Raw genomic sequence first — 22,005 nt, 5'->3', positions numbered from 1 at the left:
GCCCGACATGGACGTTCGTCAGTTCGCCTTCCTGGTGCGCCAGCCTTCGGCTGCCTTGCAATCCCGAGACACTTTCTGGGGCCTGTCCAAGCGCGGCTTGGCGTTCGTGCTGGCCAACATGATGTTCTGGCAGCCGCTGGTGGCCATGGCCGACGGCATCGTGGTCAACGGCAGCGGCACCAGCCTCGGCCAGGCCGGTAACGGCGTGCCTATCGTCAATATCGCCGCGCCCAGCGGCTCGGGCCTCTCGCACAACACCTTCAGCGACTACAACGTCGGCCAGCAGGGGGTGATCCTCAACAACGCCACCAACCGCACCCAGTCCACCCAGCTGGGCGGGATCATCCTGGGCAACAGCAACCTGGCCGGGCGCTCGGCCAGCGTGATCCTCAACGAGGTCAACGGCGCCAACCCCAGCCAGCTCAAGGGCTATACCGAAGTGGCGGGGCAGGCGGCGCATGTCATCGTCGCCAACCCCTACGGTGTCACCTGCAATGGTTGCGGTTTCATCAACACCCCGCGAGCGACCCTGACCACCGGCAAGCCGGTGATCGAGAACGGCCAACTGCAGCGCTACCAGGTGGAGCAGGGCAGTGTCGCCATCGAAGGCGCGGGCCTCAACGCCAGCAACATCGACCAGTTCGAGATCATCACCCGCAGCGCCAAGATCAACGCGCAGATCCAGGCTCGCCAGCTGGCGGTGGTCGCCGGTGCCAACGATGTCGACGCGCAGACGCTCAAGGCCACCGCGCGGGCGGCCAATCCGGCGACCGCGCCGCAGCTGGCCATCGACTCCTCGGCGCTGGGCGGCATGTATGCCGGCGCCATCACCCTGGTGGGCACCGAAGCGGGGGTCGGGGTGAAGCTCGACGGCAAGCTGATTGCCAGCGGCGGGGATATCCAGCTCGACGCCAACGGCCAGTTGCGCATGGTCGAGGCGACCGCCGACAAGGGCGCGGTGGCGATCAACGCCGGCCAGCTAGATGCCCAGGGCGCGGTGTACGCCGGCACCGAGCTCAAGGTCAAGACCCAGGGTGACCTGAACAACCGCAACAACCTGGCTGCCGGTCAGCGCATCGACCTCGACAGCGGTGGCCGCCTGACCAACCACGGCATCATCGAGGCCGGGGTCAACCCCGACAACAGCCGCAACGCCAGCGGCGATGTACGCCTGAACGCGCAGCATATCGATAACCGCGGCCAGAGCGTGGTGGCCAGCCGCGACCTGAGCGCCAGCGCCGCGCAGACCCTGAGCAACCAGGGCGGTACCCTGAGCGCCCAACGCCAGCTGAGCGCCAGCGCCGACACCCTGGACAACCACGACAAGGGCCGCCTGCTCAGCGCCGGCCAGGCCAACCTGCAAGCGGGCCGCCTGTTGAACGGCCAGGGCGGCTTGATCAAGGCCGACCAGGCCATCGAAGCCCACGCCGGGCACCTCGACAACCATACCGGCGAGCTGGCCAGCCAAGGCCGGCTGAGTGCGCAGGTCGCTACCCTGGACAACCAGGCCGGCACCCTCAACGCCGGCCAGCACCTGGACATCAACGCCAGCGCTGGCGTGGACAACCGCGCCGGCCAGCTCACCAGCGTGCAGACCCTCGACCTCAAGGCCGGCCAGGTGAACAACAGTGGCGCCGGCCGCATCGCCAGCAACCAGGCGCTGACCGCCAATGTGCGCGGGCTCGACCAGCAGGATGGCGGCCGCCTGACCAGCCTCGGCGAACTGACCCTGGACCTCAACAAGGGCCACCTGAACAACCAGGACGGCCTGATCAACGCCCCACGCCTGACCCTGAACAACCTCGACAGCGTCGACAACCACAACGGCGAGATCTCCAGCGCCCAGGCCTTCGCCCTGGTGGCGCGCAACCTGGACAACAGCCTCGGCAAGCTGCTGGGCAACCAGGGCTTGACCGTGCAGTTGCAGCAGACCCTGAACAACGTCGGTGGCCTGGTCTCGGCCAACGGCGTCACGCTGAGCGCAGCCAGCCTCGACAACCGTGAAGGCACCGTCACCAGCCGTGGCGACCTCGGCCTGACGCTGGCCGGGGCCAGCGACAACCAGGACGGCGAGATCTCCAGCGCCGGCACCACCACCCTCAAGGGCCAGAGCCTGGACAACCGCAAGGGCCAGGTCACCGGTGACGGCGGGTTGAAGGTCGCCCTGGGCGCCGCCCTGGACAACCGTGACGGCCTGCTCGGCTCGGCCGGAACGATCGACCTCGAGGCGGCCAGCCTGGATAACCGCGAGGCCGGCAACCTGGTCGGCGATGCCGACCTGAAGGCCCGCATCCAGGGCCTGCTGGATAACCAGCAAGGCGCAATCATCGCCAAGGGCGGTGTCGACCTGCGCGCGGCCAAGCTGGACAACCGTGGCGGCAAGCTGCGCGCCGACCAACAGGCCGTGCTCGCCGTCGACCAGCTGGACAACCGCCAGCAAGGGTTGCTCAACAGCCTGGCGGCGCTGACCTACACCGGCAGCCACCTGGACAACCGCGACGGCCTGCTCAATGCCGTCGGCCCTGTGCGCCTGGAAAGCGCCAGCCTGGACAACAGCGGTGGGCGTATCTCCAGCCAACGCGCGCTGGTGGCCCAGATCACCCAGCTGACCAACCACAAGGGGGCGCTGGTCGCCGACGGCGACCTGACCCTGACCGGTGCCAGCCTGGACAACCGCAATGGTGGCCAGATCGGTGCCAAGCAGGCGTTGAAGCTCGAGGTGGCCGAGGTCGACAACCGGGGCGGCGAGCTGTCCAGCAAGACCGGCCTGACGGTCAAGGGCGCCAAGCTCGACAACAGCGACAACGGCAAGCTGCTTGCCGGCAGCGACCTGGACCTGCAGGTGGCCGAGGTGCTCAACCGCAACCAGGGCCTGCTGTCGGGCAAGGGCGCGGTGAACGTCGTCGGCCAGCGCCTGGACAACGGCCAGGGTCGCCTGGTCGCGCGCCAGGCGCTGGACATCCGCCTCGATGCCGGCCTGGACAACCTGCTCGGCGTGATCAGCGCCGATGGCCGCCTGAGCGCCACGGTCGGCCGCCTGGACAACAGCACCGGCAAGCTGTCGAGCGCCGACGACCTGGTTCTGACCAGCCAGGGCGCGCTGCTCAACCGCAAGGGTTCGATCATCGGCGACGCCGGCCTGACCCTGACCAGCCAGAGCCTGGACAACAGCGACGCCGGCCTGCTCAGCGGCCAGGGCGCGGTCAAGGTCGCTACCGGCAGCTTCGACAACGGCGCGGGTGCGCGCCTGGTCAGTGGCGACCGCCTCGACCTCACCACCGGTCAGCTCAACAACGGCCAGGGCAGCCGCATCGCCAGCGAAAAGGCCCTGGTGGCCAGCGTCAGCGGCCTGGCCCAGGAGGGGGGGGAGCTGTTCAGCAAAAGCGCCCTGACCCTGGACCTGAACCAGGGGCGCCTGAGCAACCACAAGGGGTTGATCAACGCTCCGTTACTGGTGCTGAAGAACCTCGCCGACGTCGACAACCAGCACGGCGAGATCTCCAGCGCCCAGGCCTTCAGCCTGGCGGCCCGCAGCCTGGACAACAGCAACGGCAAGCTGATCGGCCAGCAGGGCCTGACCCTGCGCATCGAGCAGGCGCTGAACAACCTCAATGGCCTGGTCTCGGCCAATGGCCTGGACCTGCACAGCCACAGCCTGGACAACAGCCAGGGGATGATCAGCAGCCGCGGCACCCAGCAAGTCGTGGTCGACACTGAGCTGCGCAACCTGGGCGGCACGCTGATCGCCGACCAACGCCTGGACCTGCAGGCGGCAAGCCTGGCCAACCAGCAAGGGCTGGTATCCGCCAAGGCCGCGCTGCTGGCCAAGGTCGGCAACCTCGACAACCAGGCCGGCCAACTGCTGGCCGGTGACGAGCTGAGCCTCAGCGGTGAGGTGCTCGACAACCGCCAGGGTGGCCAGGTGGCGGCGACCCAGGGACTGGACGTGCAAGTGGCCAAGGTGGACAACCGTGGCGGCGAGCTGTCGGGCAAGGCCGGCGTGACCCTGGGCGGCGCACGCCTGGACAACAGCGATGGCGGCAAGCTCCTGGCCGAGGGCCGGTTGCAACTGACCGTGGCCGAAGTGATCAACCGCAGCAAGGGCCTGCTCTCGGGCAAGACCGGGCTGACCCTGACCGGCGACAGCCTGGACAACGCGGGCGGCCTGCTGCAATCCCGACAGGCGCTCACTGCCAACCTGCGCGGCAAACTCGACAACCGCGCGGGCCAGATCGATGCCGAAGGCACCCTGGGCCTGGCCAGCGACACCCTCGACAACCGTGCCGGCAGCCTCTCCAGCGGCGGCGCGCTGACCCTCGAACACGCGGGCGACATCCTCAACCAGGGCGGTGAACTGCTCACCGACGGCGCACTGCTGCTCAGCGGTGCCCACCTCGACAACAGCGACCAGGGCATCATCAGCGCCAAGGGGCCGGCCAGCCTCACCAGCGCCAGCCTGGACAACAGCCGCAAGGGCCGGATCGACAGCGACGCCAGCCTGAACCTGGTCAGCGGTCAGCTGACCAACCGCGACGCGGGCCGCATCGGCAGCAACGGCGCGGTGGATGTTCGCGTCAGCGGCCTGGACCAGCAGGGTGGCCAGCTGTTCAGCAACAGCGCGCTGACCCTGGACGTCGAGCATGGCCTGCTGGACAACCGCCAGGGCCTGATCAACGCGCCTGTGCTGGTGCTCAAAAATCTCGAGCGGGTGAACAACCAGGGGGGCGAGATCTCCTCGGCCCAGGCTTTCACCCTGGCCGCGCGCAGCCTGGACAACGACAACGGCAAGCTGCTGAGCAACCAGGGCCTGGTCCTGCGCATCGACCAGGCCCTGAGCAACATCAAGGGCCTGGTCGCCGCGGCGTCCCTCGACACCCGTGCCGCCAGCCTGGACAACCGTGGCGGCATCCTGACCAGTCGCGGCGACCTTGACCTGCAACTGGCCGACAATATCGACAACAGCCAGCAAGGGCTGATCAATGCGGCCGGCAAGCTGCAAGTCAGCGGCCGTGGCATCGACAACCGCGCGGGCTCGCTGCTCGGCGGCGCCATCGCCCTCGACCTGGGTAGCGCCACGGGCGACCTGAACAACGACGGCGGCCTGATCAAGACCGACGGCGCGTTGACCGTCGCGCATTTGCGCGACCTGAGCAACCAGGGCGGCGAGCTGTCCACCCAGCAGGCCCTGGCGTTCAAGGCGCGCACCCTGGACAACGGCGGCGGCAAGCTGATCAGCAGCGGCCAACTGACGCTCGATGCCCAGCGCCTGCTCAACCAGGCTGGCCTGGTCTCGGGCTGGCAGGGGGTGGAGGTTACCCTCGACAGCCTCGACAACCGCAACCAGGGTACCCTGTCCAGTCGCAGCGGCGCGCTGCAGGCGACGGTGAGCGGCGATGTGCTGAACAGTGGCGGCGGCGCCCTGGTCAGCCAGCAGGCGCTGACCGTAAAGGCAGCGAACCTGGACAACAGCGGCAAGGGCATTCTTTCCAGCGCCGCTGGCCAGCGCCTGGATATCACCGGCCTGCTCAACAATGGCCAAGGCGGCCTGATCGACAGCGGCGCGGCCCTGGCCCTCAACGCCATGACCCTGGGCAACGTGGCCGGTGGCATCAACGCCCAGCAGGCCGTGACGCTCAACGCCACCAGCCTGGACAACAGCGGCGGCACCCTGGTCGGCAATGGCGCGGTCACCCTTGACCTGCTCGGCGCCTTGACCAACACCCAAGGCAAGCTGGCCAGTGCGGGCCCCTTGCGCATCGAGCGCGCCACCCAGGTCGGCAACCAGGGTGGGCAGATCGTCAGCCAGGGCCTGCTGAGCCTGCTCGCCGGCAGCCTGGACAACCGCAACCGCGGCACCGTCGCGGCCGGCCAGCCATTGACCCTGGCCGTGGACGGCGTGCTGCAGAACAGCGCCGACGGCCTGATCTACAGCCAGAACGGCAACCTCGATGTGCGCGCCGCCAGCCTGGAAAACGGCAAGGGCACCCTGCAGGGCCAGGGCGCCCTCAAGCTGGTGACCGGCGACATCGACAACCAGAGCGGACGCATCCTTGCCGACAACGGCAACCTCGATGTCAGCGCCGCCAACGTGGACAACCGCGGCGGCGTGCTCGCCAGCCTCAAGGGCGGCGTGAACGCCGACCTGCGCGGCGTGCTGCGCAACGGTTATGACCTCAACAACAACCGCCAGGGCGGCACCACCCAGGGCCAGTTCCTGACCCTCAAGGCGCTTGGCGGCATCGACAACTACGGCGGGCGGATCGCCGCGCAGGCCGGCGACGCCCAGGTCACCACCGCCGATTTCGACAACCGCAACGGCGGCCTGTACGCCAAGGGCCTGGTCAAGGTCAGCGGCGGCAACTTCGACAACAGCGGCGACAACGATGGCCAGATCGCCGGCCAGCGCATCGACCTTGACCTCAGTGGCGCGCTGAACAACCGCCTGGGCATTATCGAAAGCGACAGCACCCTGGCGATCAAGGCGGCCAGCCTCGACAACCAGACCGGCCAGCTGCGCGCCCTGGGCACCATTGGCGCGACCCGCCTGCAGATCGGCGGGCAGTTCGACAACCGCAACGGCACCCTGGAAACCGCCAACACCGACCTCAGCCTGGGCGTCGGCAGCTTCCTCAACGGCGGTGGCAGCCTGCTGCACGTGGGCAACGGCACCTTCGATATCGCCACCGCCAACGTCACCGGCGCCGGCGGCAGCATCGTCACCCGAGGCGGCCTGACCCTCAACGCCGGCAGCTGGCGCAACAGCAACGTCATCCAGGCCGGGCGCCTGACGGTCAATGTCGGCGACTTCAGCCAGACCGCCAGCGGCCAGTTGCTGGCCAGCGATACGCTGGTGGGCACTGGTGGCACCTGGAGCAACGATGGCCTGATCGCCAGTGACGGCAGCCTCAGCCTGAACCTGGGCGGCAGCTACACTGGCAACGGTCGCCTGAGCAGTCGCGGCACCCTGGGCCTGGGCGCCTCGCAGGCCAGCCTGAGCGGCACTGGCAGCATCGCCGGGGGCGGCGCCACCAGCGTCTCGGTGGCCGGCCAGTTGAACAACGCCGGACGCCTGACCTCGGCGGCCGGCCTCACCGTCGCGGCAGGTGCCGTCAACAACCAGGGCACCCTGGGCGCCGCGCAGAACCTGACCCTGACCACCGGCGCCCTGGTCAACGACCATGGCCTGCTGTTCAGCGGCGCCGACATTGGCCTGCGTGTCGACAGCCTGACCAACAGCTATGCCGACGTCTACAGCCTGGGCAACCTGACCATCGACCGCGACGGCCAGGGCACCCTGGCCAGCAGCATCGTCAACAGCTCCGGCTCGCTGCAGAGCGATGGCTCGATGAGCCTGGCCGCCAGCACCGTGCAGAACGTGCGCGCGGTACTCAAGACCGACAACAAGGGCGTGTACACCGCGCGCATCGGCGAAGTCGCCTGTATCGAGGGCTACAACGCCGGCGACTGCGGTGGCAAGCGCAACCACGTCTGGGAAATCGTCCAGCGCGACAAGTTCGATGTCACCGAGGCCAGCGCCGCGTCGAGCATCACCACGGGCGCCAACCTCACGATCCGCGGCGGCGACCTGCTCAACAGCAGCAGCACCATCGCTGCCGCCGGCAGCCTGGTGGCGTCGGTGAACAACCTCACCAACAGCGGCGTGGAGACCGGCGAGACCGAGACCACCCGTATCTTCCGCTCGGCGCGCACCAAGAACGCCGGCGGCTGGTACAGCGTCGCCAACTCGGTCACCAGCAAGTACTGGTACGAGAGCGCCGGCTACAACCCCAACGACCTGGGCGGCCTGCAAGGCGCCCTGGCCGGCTTCATCGGCATGACCGAAGCGGAGCTGGTATCGCTGGGCAGCAGCCGCAAGCTCGCCGGCGGCGACCAGAGCTATGCCGGGGTGATGCAGGCCGGCGGCGCGGTGAGCATCAGCGCCGGCAACGGCATCAGCAACAGCGTGGTGCGCCCGGGCTACGACTACATCGGCAGTGGCGCGCGTACCGACACCTCGGCGCCGGGCACCGCGTTCTCCACTCGGATCAACCTCAACCAGCAGTTGCCGCCAGACCTGGCCCAGCAGCAGGTCAACCCGCTGGCGCTGCCGGGCTTCAGCCTGCCCAGCGGCCAGCACGGCTTGTTCCGCCTGAGCACCGACGCCGGCAGCACGCCGGCCAACAGCGGCCCGCAAAGCTGGACCCTGGGCGGCGCCAGCCTGAGCGCCGTGCAGCGCCAGCAGCCGCTGCCGCAGGTGCTGGCGCGCGACATCAACCTGGGTGACGTCACCCAGGCGGCCGGCCGCAGCACCGAGCTAAGTACCGCCAGCCGTGGCCAGGCCACCGTTGTCGGCGATGCCAGCGCCATCGACACCGCCTTGCCGGGCGCAGGCAGCGGCCCGCTGCTGCCGGGGCGTACGCAGGTGAACGACGGTATCACCCAGGCCGCCGCGCTGAACGCCCAGGGCCCGGCGCCGATCACCATCGACCGTGTGCAGGGCCTGCCCGACAGCAGCGTGCGCAGCAACCCGCACAAGTACCTGATCGAAACCAACCCGGTACTCACCGACCTCAAGCAGTTCATGAGTTCGGACTACCTGCTGGCGAACCTCGGCTACGACCCCGACCTGAGCGCCAAGCGCCTGGGTGACGGTTTCTACGAGCAGAAACTGGTGCAGCAGGCCGTGGTCGCCCGTACCGGCCAGCGCTTCATCGACGGCCAGGACACCGACGAGAAGCTGTTCAAGTACCTGATGGACAACGCCATCCAGAGCAAGCAGCAGCTCAACCTGGCGGTGGGCGTGAGCCTGACCGCCGAGCAGGTGGCGGCCCTGACCCACGACATCGTGTGGCTGGAAAACGCCGAGGTCAATGGCGAGCAGGTGTTGGTGCCGGTGCTCTACCTGGCCCACTCCAATGACCGCCTGGCGCCCAACGGCGCGTTGATTGCCGGCAGCGACGTCAACCTGATCGCCGGGCAGAACCTCGACAACGTCGGTACCCTGCGCGCGACCCACAACCTGTCGGCCCAGGCCGGCAACAACCTGGTCAACAGCGGCCTGGTGGAGGCCGGCGACCGTCTCGACCTGCTGGCGGGCAACAACCTGTCGAACAAGGCCGGCGGCATCATCGCCGGGCGTGACGTGACCCTCACCGCCACCCGCGACGTGACCAACGAGCGCAGCGCGACCTCGCACCAGAGCAGCAACGGCAGCTACGCCCAGCAGCGCGACTTCGTCGACAGCGCGGCCAGGGTCGAGGCGGCCAACAACCTGGCGATCAACGCCGGGCGTGATCTGCTCAACAGCGGCGGCGTGCTCACCAGTGGCGCCGACACCAACCTCAAGGCCGGGCGCGACGTCAAGCTGACCTCGGTGCAGCAGGTGGTCAGCAATGACCAGGGCGTGCGCCACAGCGACTACAGCGTGACCCAGAACGGCTCCAGCCTGCAGGCCGGGCGCGACCTGACCGTCAGCGCCGGACGCGACATCAATGCGGTGGCCAGCGCGATCGAGGCCAAGCGCGATGTGGCAATGACCGCGACCGGCGACCTGAGCCTGGTGTCCGCCGCCAATGAGCAGCATTCGGCGAGCAAGACCAGGAAGGTCACCAGCCAGGAAGATCACGTCCAGCAAGTGTCCAGCACTGTGGCGGCCGGCGGTAACGTGGCGCTCAAGGCCGGGGACGACCTGAGCCTGAGTGCCAGCAAGGTGACGGCGGGCAATGAGGCTTATCTCTATGCCGGTGGTGACGTGAACCTGGTCGCCGAGGAGAACAGCGACTACAGCTACTACCGCAAGACCAAGACCAGCCGCTCCGGACTCTCCAGCAGCCAGAAGACCCGTATCGACAGCACGCATGCCGTCACCCAGGAAGGTTCGTCGGTCAGCGGCGACACGGTAGCGATCCACGCCGGGCAGGATATTGGCGTATCGGGCAGCAACATCGTGTCCACCAACGACACGAGCCTGCTGGCCGGGGGCAACATCCAGATCGAGAGTGCCACGCAAACCTTCGAGCAAAGCCACTCGAGCTCGAAGAAGAAGTCCGGCTTGCTCAGCAGCGGCGGGATCGGCTTCACCCTCGGCTCGACCAGCCTGGAGAACACCGCCACCAGCAAGACCGAGAACGGCAAGGCCAGCACCGTCGGCAGCGTGCTCGGCAACGTGTCCATCGAGGCCGGCAAGGACCTGGGGGTGAAGGGCTCCGAGCTGATCGCCGGCAAGGACATCACCCTGGTCGGGCAGAACGTCGAGATCGTCGCGGCCGAGCACCACAACAGCAGCGAGCAGACCGCCAAGAGCAAGAGCAGCGGCCTGACCCTGGCCTTGTCCGGCACGGTAGGCAGTGCTGTCGATACCGCCTACCAGATAGCCAAGCAGGCCACCAAGGAGGAGGACAGCCGACTCTCGGCCCTGCAAGGCATCAAGGCCGGCCTGACCGGTGTGCAGGCCTGGCAGGCCGCGCAGGAAAATGGCGGCATGACGTCGGAGAACGCCGGCCAGTTCGTCGGCATCGCCATCTCGCTCGGCGGGCAGAAGTCCAGCTCGCGCCAGACCCAGGAGCAGACCGTCAGCCAGGGCAGCAGCCTGACCAGCGGCAACGACCTGACCATCGTCGCCAAGGGTAATGGCAGTGATGCCACGGGCGGCGATATCCGTGTGCAGGGCAGCCAGCTCAAGGCGGGCAACGACCTGTCGCTTGAAGCCAAGCGCGACATCCTGCTGGAAGCCGCGGCCAATACGCAGAAACTGGACGGCAAGAACAGCAGCAGCGGCGGTGCCATCGGCGCCAGTATCGGTGTCGGTTCGAGTGGCGCGGGCCTGAGCATCTTTGCCAATGCCAACAAAGGCTCGGGCAACGAGAAGGGCAACGGCACCACCTGGACGGAAACGACCCTGGATGCCGGGAACCAGGCCAGCTTGCTCAGCGGGCGGGATACCACGCTCAAAGGCGCCCAGGTCAACGCCGACAAGGTCGTCGCCGACGTTGGACGCGACCTGACGCTGCAGAGCCTGCAGGACACCGACAACTACAAGTCCAAGCAGACCAATGTCAGCGGCGGGGTAAGCGTCACCATCATCGGTGCGGGTGGGGCAAGCGGTAGTCTCAGCGTCAGCCAGAACAAGCTCGACTCCAAGTACCAGAGCGTGCAGGAGCAGACCGGGTTGTTCGCCGGCAAGGGTGGCTACCAGGTCGATGTCGGTAAGCACACTCAGTTGGACGGCAGCGTCATCGCCAGCACTGCCGAGGCCGACAAGAACCGCCTGAGCACCGGCACCCTGGGTTGGAGCGATATCGAGAACAAGGCCGAGTTCAAGAGCCAGATGGCCAGCGCCAGCGTCAGCGGTGGCAACAGCGGCTCGACGGGCTTCACCAGCAACATGCCCAGCGGCACGCTGATTGCCTACAACCACAGCGGCAGCGCCAGCGGTACCACGTCATCGGCGATTTCCGAGGGCACCCTGGAGATCCGTGATCCTGGCCAGCAGAAGCAAGACGTCGCGACCCTGAGCCATGACGTCGAGCATGCCAATGACAGCATCAGCCCGATCTTTGACAAGGAGAAAGAGCAACGGCGCCTGCAGCAGGTGCAACTGATCGGTGAGATCGGGACCCAGGTGTCGGACATCGTGCGGACCGAGGGGCTGCGCAAGGCCAAGGATGAGGCGAAGGCTGAGCTCAGGGAGCGTGGTATCAGTGAGCCTAAGGATGGGGCCAGCACAAAGGAAATCGAGGAGTACCAGAAAAAACTGGTCGCTACCGATGCTTACCAGAAGGTCATGGGCAAGTACGGTACCGGTGGCGACTATCAGAAGGTCGCTCAAGCTGTAACCTCAGCGCTGCAAGGTTTGGCTGGGGGAAATATCAGCGGTGCTTTGGCTGGAGCCTCAGCTCCCTATCTGGCAGGTGTGATCAAGCAGGTTGCCGGTGAAAATGACAGCATTCGAGTCATGGCTCATGCCGTCCTGGGCGCAGTTGTGGCACAGGCTCAGGGTAACTCGGTAGTTGCCGGGGCTGCAGGGGCAGTCGGAGGAGAGCTGACTGCGCAACTGCTTAGCGAGCGGTTATATGGAACTCGCGACACATCGACTCTTAGTGAAGACCAGAAGCAGAACATCACCGCGCTTTCTGCATTAGCGGCTGGGTTAGCTGGTGGTGTAACTGGGGGGGACGCAAATGGCGCTGCTACTGCAATTCAATCAAGCATAAACGCTGTTCAGAATAACTATCTAAGTGCGGCAGAGGCTGAGCGAAAGAAAGTTTTGGAGCGGCGGGAGAAGGCTGGTTCGCTTACAGCTGAAGAAAGTCGGGAATTGGCGGACACTAGACGACTGGATAGTGAACGTGATCAGGCTGTTCTTGATGCATGCACCCAGGGTAATAAGAGCTCTGCTGGCTGCTTGACTTTGGTGGCTAAAGCCCAGGAGGCATTAAAGTCCTACGGTGAAGAGGTAAGCTATCGCTTGCTCTATAAAGAGCTGTATCCCCAAGATGCAGAAAACGCTAGTCGTATACTTTCAGGGCTTGATGCTGGTGGGGTTACTCGGGATGCGGCTATTTCAGCGATCGCCAAGGAGAGTAATAAAAGCTTTGATGAGGTAGCAAGCCAGTACGATACTGTTATGAAGCTTCATGCAGTTGTTACTGCATTGGCGGGGGTTGCTGGCGCAAGCAAAGGTGGTCGGGTAGACGGGCTGCCTAAAAACCTGTCAGTCAAGGAGCTCAACAAAATCCCGGATACGGCTATAAATCCTGCCCTGCTCCGAGACGCCCTCAGTGATTACGTGAAAAAAGGCAATACTCAAGGCCTATCTGTAGCAGCAGGCTCTATCAGTGTTGACGGAAATGTTCAGTATGTGCTATCGGTTAGTGGAAAAAACTGGAAGCAAAACTCGCCTACAAAAGTGGAAATTGGAGGAGTGCAGTATCAAATCATTACAGCGGATAGTCGGGCGTTGCCCAGTGTGGTGAATGGGAGTAACGGTAGTACAAACTTCAATCATGCTGAGCAGAAATTGATGAGTTACTTCCAAGATGTATATGCTGGAAAAAAAGCAGTCGTATCTATTGGGGTTGAGAATACTTCGGCTGCAAAGCCGGGTATGTGTTCAGGTTGTGCGATTAGTAGCGCAATATTTGCTGAGAAGAACCCGAAGTTTGATGTGCGATTCTTTCAGGGGACTACGGGGGTGAATCCATGAGTAAGGATCTACTGCAAGATATGTTAGTGGGGACATCCGTAAGGCAGGAAGATTGCCTGGGATACAGTGATGAAGACTTGGCTGCAATTTCAAGGCTATATAATATTAATGTTGAAGGTCAGTTAAAGGGTTTTCTTTCTGTGTTGGGGCTTTCAGATGGAGGTTTGTTTAAGTCTGATGCGATAGCAATTTATAATGCTGGGTGGGGGGTTCGTCAGCATGTGCTATTTCAAACTGAGTTCTGCGATAAAATGCAAGATGCAGGGCTTCATAAGTTTTTGGGAAAGCCATTCGTGATTTGCTATTTGCCGTCGGGCGAATACTATTACTTAAGGACTAAGGAGGGGGATGCTGTGTATAGCTTTGATGGTTGTGGGCAGTCGGTTGCAGAAACTGGGTATGATCTCAAGGCATTTTTGAAGATAAGTGTTGCGCCTCGTGGAAGTGGGGTTTCAAAGAAAAGTGGGTTGCTCGAAATTTAGAGGAGCAGCTTTTTGATAGGAGGTGTATGTTGAGCAGTTTCGTTGAGCGGGTCTTTTCAGGAGTGTCGGGTGATGTGAGGGGATGTGTAGGGTATAGCGAGACTGAAATGTCAGCTATTGCGCGACTATATGATATAAGTGTGACGGGGCAGTTAAGTGATTTTTTGTCGGTAATGGGGCGCAGTGATGGAGGTTGGTTGGGTGACTCTATTATTCAATTGTATCGCCCCGCATGGCGTGTTAGGGAGCATCTTCTGTTTCAAGAGGTGTTTTTGGCTGACTTGAGAGAGTGTGGTGGTAAGAAATATTTGAATCGCCCTTTTGTTTTTTCGTTTATTTCTGATAGCCAGTATTATTTTGTACAGAGTGGGTTGGGGGATCAGGTTTTTCATTATGACTCAAATGAGGAGTCTGTGTGTTCGCTTTCGTATGACTTGCGTGGGTTTCTAAATTGTTTGCTTATGCAGTTGTCTGGAGAGAGAAGTCTTGCAACCTCGGGCGACTTGTTGAAAATATAATTTATAATTATATTTTTCTGTTTGGGTGGCAGAAAAAAGACGGGAAAAGTGGACGGGAAGAGAGTAAAAAGGAGACAAATTTATTTCCCTTACTCTAACTTAGGTTCCTGGAGCGTAGCGATCTAGCTGTCAGGCAGGGTAGGCCGAAAATTAGAGTAGAGAAACTAAATCTGTCCCTTTTCCCACTGTGATGCCACGGGCGGCGATATCCGTGTGCAGGGCAGCCAGCTCAAGGCGGGCAACGACCTGTCGCTCGAAGCCAAGCGCGACATCCTGCTGGAAGCCGCGGCCAATACGTAGAAACTGGACGGCAAGAACAGCAGCAGCGGCGGTGCCATCGGCGCCAGTATCGGTGTCGGTTCGAGTGGCGCGGGCCTGAGCATCTTTGCCAATGCCAACAAAGGCTCGGGCAACGAGAAGGGCAATGGCACCACCTGGACGGAAACGACCCTGGATGCCGGGAACCAGGCCAGCTTGCTCAGCGGGTGGGATACCACGCTCAAAGGCGCCCAGGCCAACGCCGACAAGGTCGTCGCCGACGTTGGACGCGACCTGACGCTGCAGAGCCTGCAGGACACCGACAACTACGGGGAAAGGGGACAGATTTATTTTTCCTAATCTAGCTGTCAGGCAGGGTAGGTCGAAATTAGAGTAGGAAAAATAAATCTGTCCCCTTTTCCGGTCCCCTTTTCCGGTGTCCCCTTTTCCGATTGATTTGTTGATTGGGCAGGCGCAAAAGGCGGTAGGGAAATGAGTGGCTATTCTGTAATTCCAGCAGATTTTTTGAATGAGCTGAAACAGCTTATAGGTTGCAAGCTGATATCGGTTAAGCGGTATAGTTGGTGGGCGCCTGAAGAGGCTGTCGAGCACGGAGTTTCTAAGAATGAAATATTTACGTTGACAGCAGGGCCTGCGAGTGTTGAGTTCGACTCAGGGGCTATTCTTGGATTTGCCAGTGATCCATCACTTTGTTCAGTAATGGTTTGGATCGAGAGGGATGTGCAGAAAAAGGGGACAGATTTATTTTCCCTACTCTAAATTCGGTTCCTGGGGCGTCGCGATATAGCTATCAGGCAGGATAGGTCGAAATTAGAGTAGGGAAAATAAATCTGTCCCCTTTTCGCGCCTTTTCGCGATCTTTGACAAGGAGAAAGAGCAACGGCGCCTGCAGCAGGTGCAACTGATCGGTGAGATCGGGACCCAGGTGTCGGACATCGTGCGGACCGAGGGGCTGCGCAAGGCCAAGGAGGAGGCAAAGGCTGAGCTTGCGAAGCAGGGTACTCACGAGCCTGGGCAAGGCGCTGACCCGAAAGCTGTCGAGGACTATCAGAATAAGCTGGTTGCGACCGAGGCTTACCAGAAGATTATGGGCAAGCACGGTACCAGCGGTGATTACCAGCGCGTTACCCAGGCGGTGACGGCGGCTCTGCAGGGGCTGGCCGGCGGGAATATCGGCTCGGCACTGGCTGGCGCCTCGGCGCCGTACCTGGCGCAGTTGATCAAGAAGTCCACTGGAGACAACGCGGCGCTGAATGTCATGGCCCACGCTGTGCTTGGGGCCGTGGTGGCCCAGGCGCAAGGCAACTCGGCGGCAGCGGGTGCGGCCGGGGCTGCTGGCGGCGAGCTATCCGCACGCCTTATTGCTCAGCAACTGTATGGTACCAGTGATACCAGTGCGTTGAGTGAGGAGCAGAAGCAGACGATTTCGGCATTGTCGACGTTGGCGGCCGGCCTTTCGGGAGGCCTTGTAGAGGGCAATAGCGCGGGTGCCGTCACCGGTGCTGGGGCCGGTCGCAATGCTGTAGAAAACAACTATCTGAGCAAGGAGCAGAAAGCGCAGAAGGCCGCAGAATTGGCATCCTGCGACAACACTGCCTGCACGGCCCAGAAAGAGGCGAAGTGGCTAGCGATCGACGTAGGACAGGATGGCAGCTTTGCCGCTGGTATGATCGCCGGCGTGCCGGAGGGGTTGTATGACACCGTCAAAGGGATCGTGCAGACGGCCAGCAGCCCGGGTGAAACGTTCGATGCCTTGAAGTCACTGTTCCAGAGTGATGATGTGCTTGGGAACATCGCTGATGCGGTGAAACAGTCGTATATTGAACGTATCGATCAAATGGAGGCCGAGTACGAGAGAGCAGGGGCCGGCGGGTCGTTCAAGGCAGGGGTTGAAGGCGGCAAGCTGTTGTCGGAAATTGCCGCTTTACTTGGGGGCGGGGTAGGAGCGGCCAAGGTCTCGGTTAACGTTACCGAGAAAATTGTTACTAAAGTGGCTAGTAAAGCGGGATCTCTTGCGGCTAGTGCAAATAAACGATTCGCATTTGATATTGGTCTTAAGTGGTTGCCAGATGCAAATGGGAGACTTCATGCGACGGCAGTGAAAGGTGATGCAAGGGTGCCGCTTGATAAGGTTGAGCTGTACATGCGGGGTAAGTCTTCCGGTGATCTGGGCGCGTTGCAGACTGAATATGAATCTCTGAGATCCTTGCGAGCTGCAAGTCAGAAGGAGTTTGCAAAGAATCCCGAAAATGAAGCTAGATTGAGACTGCTTTCTAGTCAAATGCATAATGTTGAAAGGTCGCGAGATATGGCGCGGGTTCTTGATAGTGCGGGGATTATTGATACGGCTAAGAATAATAAAATGATCATAGCCGAGCTGCTGGCTTCTGCTCGCGATATTACAGTGGCAAATAGGCGGTCCTCTATTGTGCTTTCTGGTCCTCAAGGGAATGTGCGGGTGAATGCAACTTGGACGATTTTGGATGATGGGTCAAAGCGGTTGTCAACTATGCAGGTGGGAGCCTTTAAGTGATAAATTTAATGAGGCATTCTGTTCATGAGTTTCTTCGTGGGCTAGATAATTATCTGGCGAATGGATACATTAATGAACTCTCCTTTGAGGATCCTGCACAAGATGCCTTAGAGTATCTAAGTGGGCTTTATGTGGCTGACGTAAGAAAAGGACTTGAATATTGCAAGCTTATTCTGGAGTCCGATGTGCCATTCAGTGACTCCTTGCGAGCAGCTTGTCTATATTATTTGCTGATGTCCCAGGATGAGTGGGGATATGCATTCTTGTTTCTGCTGAGATATAGCAAAAGCCTTTCCGTTGAAATGCTAAAAGAAGCGTTTGAGTATTTCTGTTATGCAAGGCGTGACGTAGATGAGCATGCTGTTCCGGAAGGGTTATTTGAAAGTCTTTTGGCCCGCTATCAAGAATTAAAAAGTGATCCTGATGCGAACTTTTATAAGCTTCATGAGTTTTATATTGAGTTCTTGAGGTTGCACCCATTAGAGGGGGGGAGAGTCGAGGAGAGATGATCGATAAAGGCGACTAAAAAGAGGAGCAAGGGGACAGGGGGAAAGGGGAGGGAAAGGGGACAGATTTATTTTTTCTACTCTAAATTTGGTTCCTGGGGCGTAGCTATCTAGCTGTCAGGCAGGGTAGGTCGAAATTAGAGCAGGGAAAATAAATCTGTCCCCTTTTCGCTCCTTGGAGAGCTGGCTGCTCAACCGATATCAAAGTATTGAAGCGATGCGCCAGCAAGATCAGGCTGCAATGGTTAGCGAAAAAGGGGACAGCGAAAAAGGGGACAGATTTATTTTCCCTACTCTAAATTCGGTTCCTGGGGCGTCGCGATCTAGCTGTCAGGCAGGGTAGGTCGAAATTAGAGTAGGGAAAATCACGAAAAGGGGACCGAAAAGGGGGCGGATTTATTTTTCCTGACGGGTAACAATCGGTTTGTGGATCGGGTGAAAGGGGACACGGGTGAAAGGTGGGTAAAAGGGGACACGGTGAAAGGGGATGGATTTATTTTCTCTACTTTAAATTCGGTTCCTGAGGCGTCGCGATATAGCTGTCAGGCAGGGTAGGTCGAAATTAGAGTAGGGAAAATAAATCTGTCCCCTTTTCGCGGTCCCCTTTTCGCAAGGCTATCCCAATGGAATTCCGGTTGAGATCATGAATTTTCCAGGTGCTAAGTAGTGAAAGAAATAGAGATGTTGCCAGCTCTAGAGGGGCTTGGCTGGAGACGCGGCAAAGATGAGGTTGGGGATTGTTTTTGCCTAATGGACGTTGGCGATGTCCAGGTTCAGATTATTCCGGCTATAGGGAAGCGCTCTGATCATTTTAGGGTTTCATTAATGCCATCTGTTTCTACAAGGAGTTTTACGGCGGCAGCTGCATTCGTTTTGGGTGAGGCCCGTGATTATGTACCGATCATTGTAAGTAATGACGTGCCGGAGAAAATAGTCGATTTCTCGCTGGATGATGTCGTTAGACTTTCTCGAAGTGCTATATCTTGGGCGTCTGCTCAAGATATAGAAAAAGGCTTGGCAGCTTATAGAGCTTTGCCAACAAATTCGAAGGGCGCTATGCCGTTGCGGCACTTGGCAGCGTTGGCGATAGCTGGAGACGTTAGCTGTCTTGCACACTATCAGTTCAGCTTCGAGCAGGGTGACAGATCAGGGTTTGTTCCGTATATCACCCAAGACATGATAGCGCGCGCGCTCTTGATTGCGCGAGATGTGCGTTGACGCTAATCACCCAACGCCGGCCCCGCGCCGGTGTTGTTCTATTTGCGCTCAGCGGCAGGCAGTAGCTGCCCATCCACATCGAGTATCCAGCCGGTTGCACAGAGCCGTTTCGCATGCTTAGCATGCGCCCCCTCCGCCCACGGCCATGCGGGATCAATGGCCGGCTCAAGGACCATGGACGCATGCTGGCGCTGTTTTCCCGTTTGTTGCTCCACGCACTCGCCTGCGTGGCGTTTCCCTATCTGCTCGCGCTGGGCTTCGACCTGTATCGCCTGCATGTCGGCCCGCCACTGGCCCGCGGCGTCGGCGTGGGCCTGGCCACGATGCTGGTGTTCTACACCTTCGTGTTCTTCAACCTGCTGATGGTGGCGATCCCGCGCCTGGTGATCCGTTGGGCGTTGACGGTCCTGCTGGCAGTGCTGGTGCTGGGCTACTTCAACCCCCATCACCCCGTGCGCGCCCTGGGCTTTGCCGCAGTCTGCGTGGCACTGTGCGCAGCGGCGATCCTGCTGACCGGGCCGCTGGCGGCCTTGCTGCGGGTGGCGCGCAAACGCTGGAGGCGGGCAGGGTGCAACCTGTAAATTTCGTAAATAAGATTTAAATGCATATGAGAATACCTATATTTACCATCCCTGACGGTTCCCCAGGCCCTGCCTGAGTAATCGGTGGGCGAGGGGCCTGCCGGTACGGGGCCCTGCCATACGCCCACGCTTTCAGGAGATGTACCGATGCAACCGAGCACCTCGCCCCGCCACCTGGCCCTGGCGCTGATGACCCTGGCTTCACCGACCCTGGCCCTGGCGGCCGTGGAGGTCGAGGACAAGCGCGGTGGCGCGCTGGTGATCGAGGACACCCTGGTCACCGCCGAACGCGAGGCGCGCCAGGCCCTGGGTTCGTCGACCATCACCGCCGAGGACATCCAGCGCCGGCCGCCGGCCAACGACCTCTCCGACATCATCCGCCGCGAGCCTGGGGTCAACCTCACCGGCAACAGCGCCAGCGGCGCGCGGGGCAACAACCGGCAGATCGACCTGCGCGGCATGGGCCCGGAAAACACCCTGATCCTCATCGACGGCAAGCCTTCGAGCGCGCGCAATGCCGTGCGCTACGGCTGGAACGGCGACCGCGATACCCGCGGCGAAACCAACTGGGTGCCGGCCGAGGCAGTCGAGCGCATCGAGATCCTGCGTGGTCCGGCGGCGGCGCGCTACGGCTCCGGCGCCATGGGCGGGGTGGTCAACATCATCACCAAGCGCCCCACCGATGAGCTCAAGGGCAGCCTCAACCTGTACACGCAAATGCCCCAGGACAGCGCCGAGGGCGCCAGCCGCCGGGCCAACTTCAACCTCGGTGGCGGGCTCACCGACAACCTCGGGTTCCGTGTCTATGGCGGCCTGGCCAAGACCGACGCCGACGACCTGGACATCAACGCCGGGCATGCCAACAGTGCCCTGGTCGCCGGTCGCGAAGGGGTGCGCAACAAGGATATCAACGGCCTGCTGAGCTGGAAGCTCAACGACGAGCACCGCCTCGAGGCCAGCGCCGGCTATAGCCGCCAGGGCAATATCTACGCCGGCGACACCATGAACAGCAACGGCGGCGGCAACATCGGCCTGATCTCCAGCCTGTATGGCCACGAAACCAACGTGATGCAGCGCAACACCTACGACCTGACCCACCTGGGCGACTTCGCCTGGGGCACCAGCAAGACCGTGCTGGCCTATGAGTACGTGCGCAACTGGCGCCTCAACGAAGGCCTGGCCGGCGGCCCGGAGGGTTCGATCAACGACAGCGGCGCGGCGCTGTCGCGGCTGCGCAACACGCGCCTGAGCAGCGAGGTCAACCTGCCGTTCGCCCTGGGCAGCACCGAGCATGTGCTGACCCTGGGCGGCGAGTACCTCTACGAAACCCTCAACGACCAGGGCTCGTTCCGCCCGCAGAGTTTCGACCCCAGCGGCACTGGCAACAATGCCATCGTCGGCTTCAACCGCGCCGACACGAAGATGAACGCCCGCAGCCATGCGCTGTTCGTCGAGGACAACATCATCGTCGGCGACACCACCATCACCCCGGGCTTGCGCTTCGACCACCACGACAGCTTCGGCGACAACTTCAGCCCGAGCCTGAACCTGGCGCACCGGCTCACCGAGCAGTGGACGGTCAAGGGCGGTATCGCCCGCGCCTACAAGACGCCCAACCTGTACCAGGCCAACCCCAACTACCTGCTCTACAGCCGTGGCAACGGTTGCAGCGTGCAGCAGGCCAACTCGGGTGGCTGCTATCTGCAGGGCAACGCCGACCTCAAGCCGGAAATCAGCGTCAACAAGGAGATTGGCCTGGCCTACGACCAGGGTGACTGGCGTGCCAGCGCGACGTACTTTCGCAACGACTACCAGAACAAGATCATCGGCGACACCGATGTGCTCTACACCATCAACAGCGGTCGCCGCGTGACCCAGTGGGAAAACGCCGGCAAGGCGCGGGTCGAGGGGATCGAGGGCAACCTGTTCGTCGAGCTGAGCCCGACCCTGGACTGGAACACCAACCTGACCTGGATGCTCGATAACGACAACCGCGAAACCGGTGAGCCGCTGTCGGTGATCCCGCAGTACACGGTCAACACCAGCCTCGACTGGCAGGCCACCGACAAGCTGTCGCTGCAGGTGGCCGGTACCTGGTACGGCAAGCAGAAGTCGCCGACCTACAACTACCGCACCCAGGAGCAGTACGACAGCCAGGCGCAGCAGGATGTCGAGGCCTACGGGCTGGTGGACGTCAGCGCCGGCTACCGTTTCAACGCCACCTACGATGTGCGCCTGGGGGTGAACAACCTCTTCGACAAGCAGATCCTGCGTGGCGGCAACGCCAGCAGCTCGGGGGCCAACACCTACAACCAGCCGGGCCGGGCGTTGTTCGCGGCGTTGAATATCTCGTTCTAAGGCCCAGCCCTTTCAAGGTCTTTAGGCGCGAGGGTTGGCGGCATGAAGGCCGCCAGGGGCCCGCCACAACCCTTGCAGCGCCTATCAGATCGAGCGCCGCCCGCGCGGCGCATCGCGGATGAATCCGCTCCTACATCTGTTGCAACGTGGCCATGCCTGATGGGCCATGGTTGTTAGCCTTGTGCGCTCGACGCGATGTTTGCGTGAGCGTTGCCGCCGCCTCAGCGGTCTTGCGCCCTGCGCCAAGGCTGGCAACTGTGGCCTGACAGGTTCGGTACGTTGCAACAAATGTAGGAGCATCCGCGATGCGCCGCGCGGGCGGCGCT

Annotated in this window: 9 protein-coding genes; 8 read left to right on the top strand and 1 reads right to left on the bottom strand. The window is 61.8% G+C overall.

Annotated elements, in window-relative coordinates; genetic code table 11:
* Positions 1-7 precede the first annotated feature (7 nt).
* The 3 genes from KSS95_RS18670 to KSS95_RS18660 are packed head-to-tail and all read left to right on the top strand — an operon-like array spanning position 8 to position 14,204.
* Entirely contained in the window at positions 8-13,204 is a 13,197-nt protein-coding gene (locus KSS95_RS18670; protein ID WP_217848586.1) for a hemagglutinin repeat-containing protein, read from the top strand.
* Positions 13,201-13,686: an SMI1/KNR4 family protein gene (locus KSS95_RS18665; protein ID WP_217848584.1), complete on the top strand. Its 486-nt coding sequence runs from the start codon at positions 13,201-13,203 to the stop codon at positions 13,684-13,686. Before KSS95_RS18670 ends, KSS95_RS18665 begins: the two co-directional genes overlap by 4 nt.
* A gap of 26 nt (positions 13,687-13,712) precedes the next feature.
* Positions 13,713-14,204, top strand: a complete 492-nt coding sequence (locus tag KSS95_RS18660; protein WP_217848582.1) for an SMI1/KNR4 family protein — start codon at positions 13,713-13,715, stop codon at positions 14,202-14,204.
* Between the two features lie 150 nt (positions 14,205-14,354).
* On the opposite strand, the gene KSS95_RS24900 is transcribed toward KSS95_RS18660, so the two are convergent.
* Positions 14,355-15,074: a hypothetical protein gene (locus KSS95_RS24900; protein ID WP_437179558.1), complete on the bottom strand. Its 720-nt coding sequence runs from the start codon at positions 15,072-15,074 to the stop codon at positions 14,355-14,357.
* A gap of 304 nt (positions 15,075-15,378) precedes the next feature.
* Between KSS95_RS24900 and KSS95_RS18645 the strand changes: the two genes are divergently transcribed.
* The 5 genes from KSS95_RS18645 to KSS95_RS18625 all read left to right on the top strand — a co-directional run bounded on the left by KSS95_RS18645 (position 15,379) and on the right by KSS95_RS18625 (position 21,679).
* Positions 15,379-17,016 (top strand): VENN motif pre-toxin domain-containing protein, encoded by a 1,638-nt coding sequence (locus KSS95_RS18645; protein WP_302467655.1) that lies wholly within the window; start codon positions 15,379-15,381, stop codon positions 17,014-17,016.
* A gap of 8 nt (positions 17,017-17,024) precedes the next feature.
* On the top strand, positions 17,025-17,525 hold the full coding sequence (locus tag KSS95_RS18640) for a hypothetical protein (RefSeq protein WP_217848578.1): 501 nt from the start codon (positions 17,025-17,027) through the stop codon (positions 17,523-17,525).
* Positions 17,526-18,188: 663 nt separating this feature from the next.
* Positions 18,189-18,740, top strand: a complete 552-nt coding sequence (locus KSS95_RS18635) for a DUF6990 domain-containing protein (protein ID WP_217848576.1) — start codon at positions 18,189-18,191, stop codon at positions 18,738-18,740.
* 182 nt (positions 18,741-18,922) lie between these two features.
* Complete coding sequence (locus KSS95_RS18630) at positions 18,923-19,321, top strand: hypothetical protein (RefSeq protein ID WP_217848574.1); 399 nt, start codon at positions 18,923-18,925, stop codon at positions 19,319-19,321.
* Positions 19,322-19,468: 147 nt separating this feature from the next.
* Complete coding sequence (locus tag KSS95_RS18625; protein WP_217848573.1) at positions 19,469-21,679, top strand: TonB-dependent siderophore receptor; 2,211 nt, start codon at positions 19,469-19,471, stop codon at positions 21,677-21,679.
* The last annotated feature ends 326 nt before the right edge of the window (positions 21,680-22,005 follow it).

This window comes from Pseudomonas muyukensis (genome assembly GCF_019139535.1).
Taxonomy (GTDB): Bacteria; Pseudomonadota; Gammaproteobacteria; order Pseudomonadales; family Pseudomonadaceae; genus Aquipseudomonas; species Aquipseudomonas muyukensis.
Note: the sequence above shows the minus strand (reverse complement) of the source record. Positions and strands in the feature narration are given on the sequence as shown.

Excerpts from the sequence above, each read along its gene's own strand:
- KSS95_RS18670 (WP_217848586.1), top strand. The coding sequence starts at position 8 with ATGGACGTTCGTCAGTTCGCCTTCCTGGTGCGCCAGCCTTCGGCTGCC.
- KSS95_RS18665 (WP_217848584.1), top strand. The coding sequence starts at position 13,201 with ATGAGTAAGGATCTACTGCAAGATATGTTAGTGGGGACATCCGTAAGG.
- KSS95_RS18660 (WP_217848582.1), top strand. The coding sequence starts at position 13,713 with ATGTTGAGCAGTTTCGTTGAGCGGGTCTTTTCAGGAGTGTCGGGTGAT.
- KSS95_RS18640 (WP_217848578.1), top strand. The coding sequence starts at position 17,025 with ATGAGGCATTCTGTTCATGAGTTTCTTCGTGGGCTAGATAATTATCTG.
- KSS95_RS18630 (WP_217848574.1), top strand. The coding sequence starts at position 18,923 with ATGCTGGCGCTGTTTTCCCGTTTGTTGCTCCACGCACTCGCCTGCGTG.
- KSS95_RS18625 (WP_217848573.1), top strand. The coding sequence starts at position 19,469 with ATGCAACCGAGCACCTCGCCCCGCCACCTGGCCCTGGCGCTGATGACC.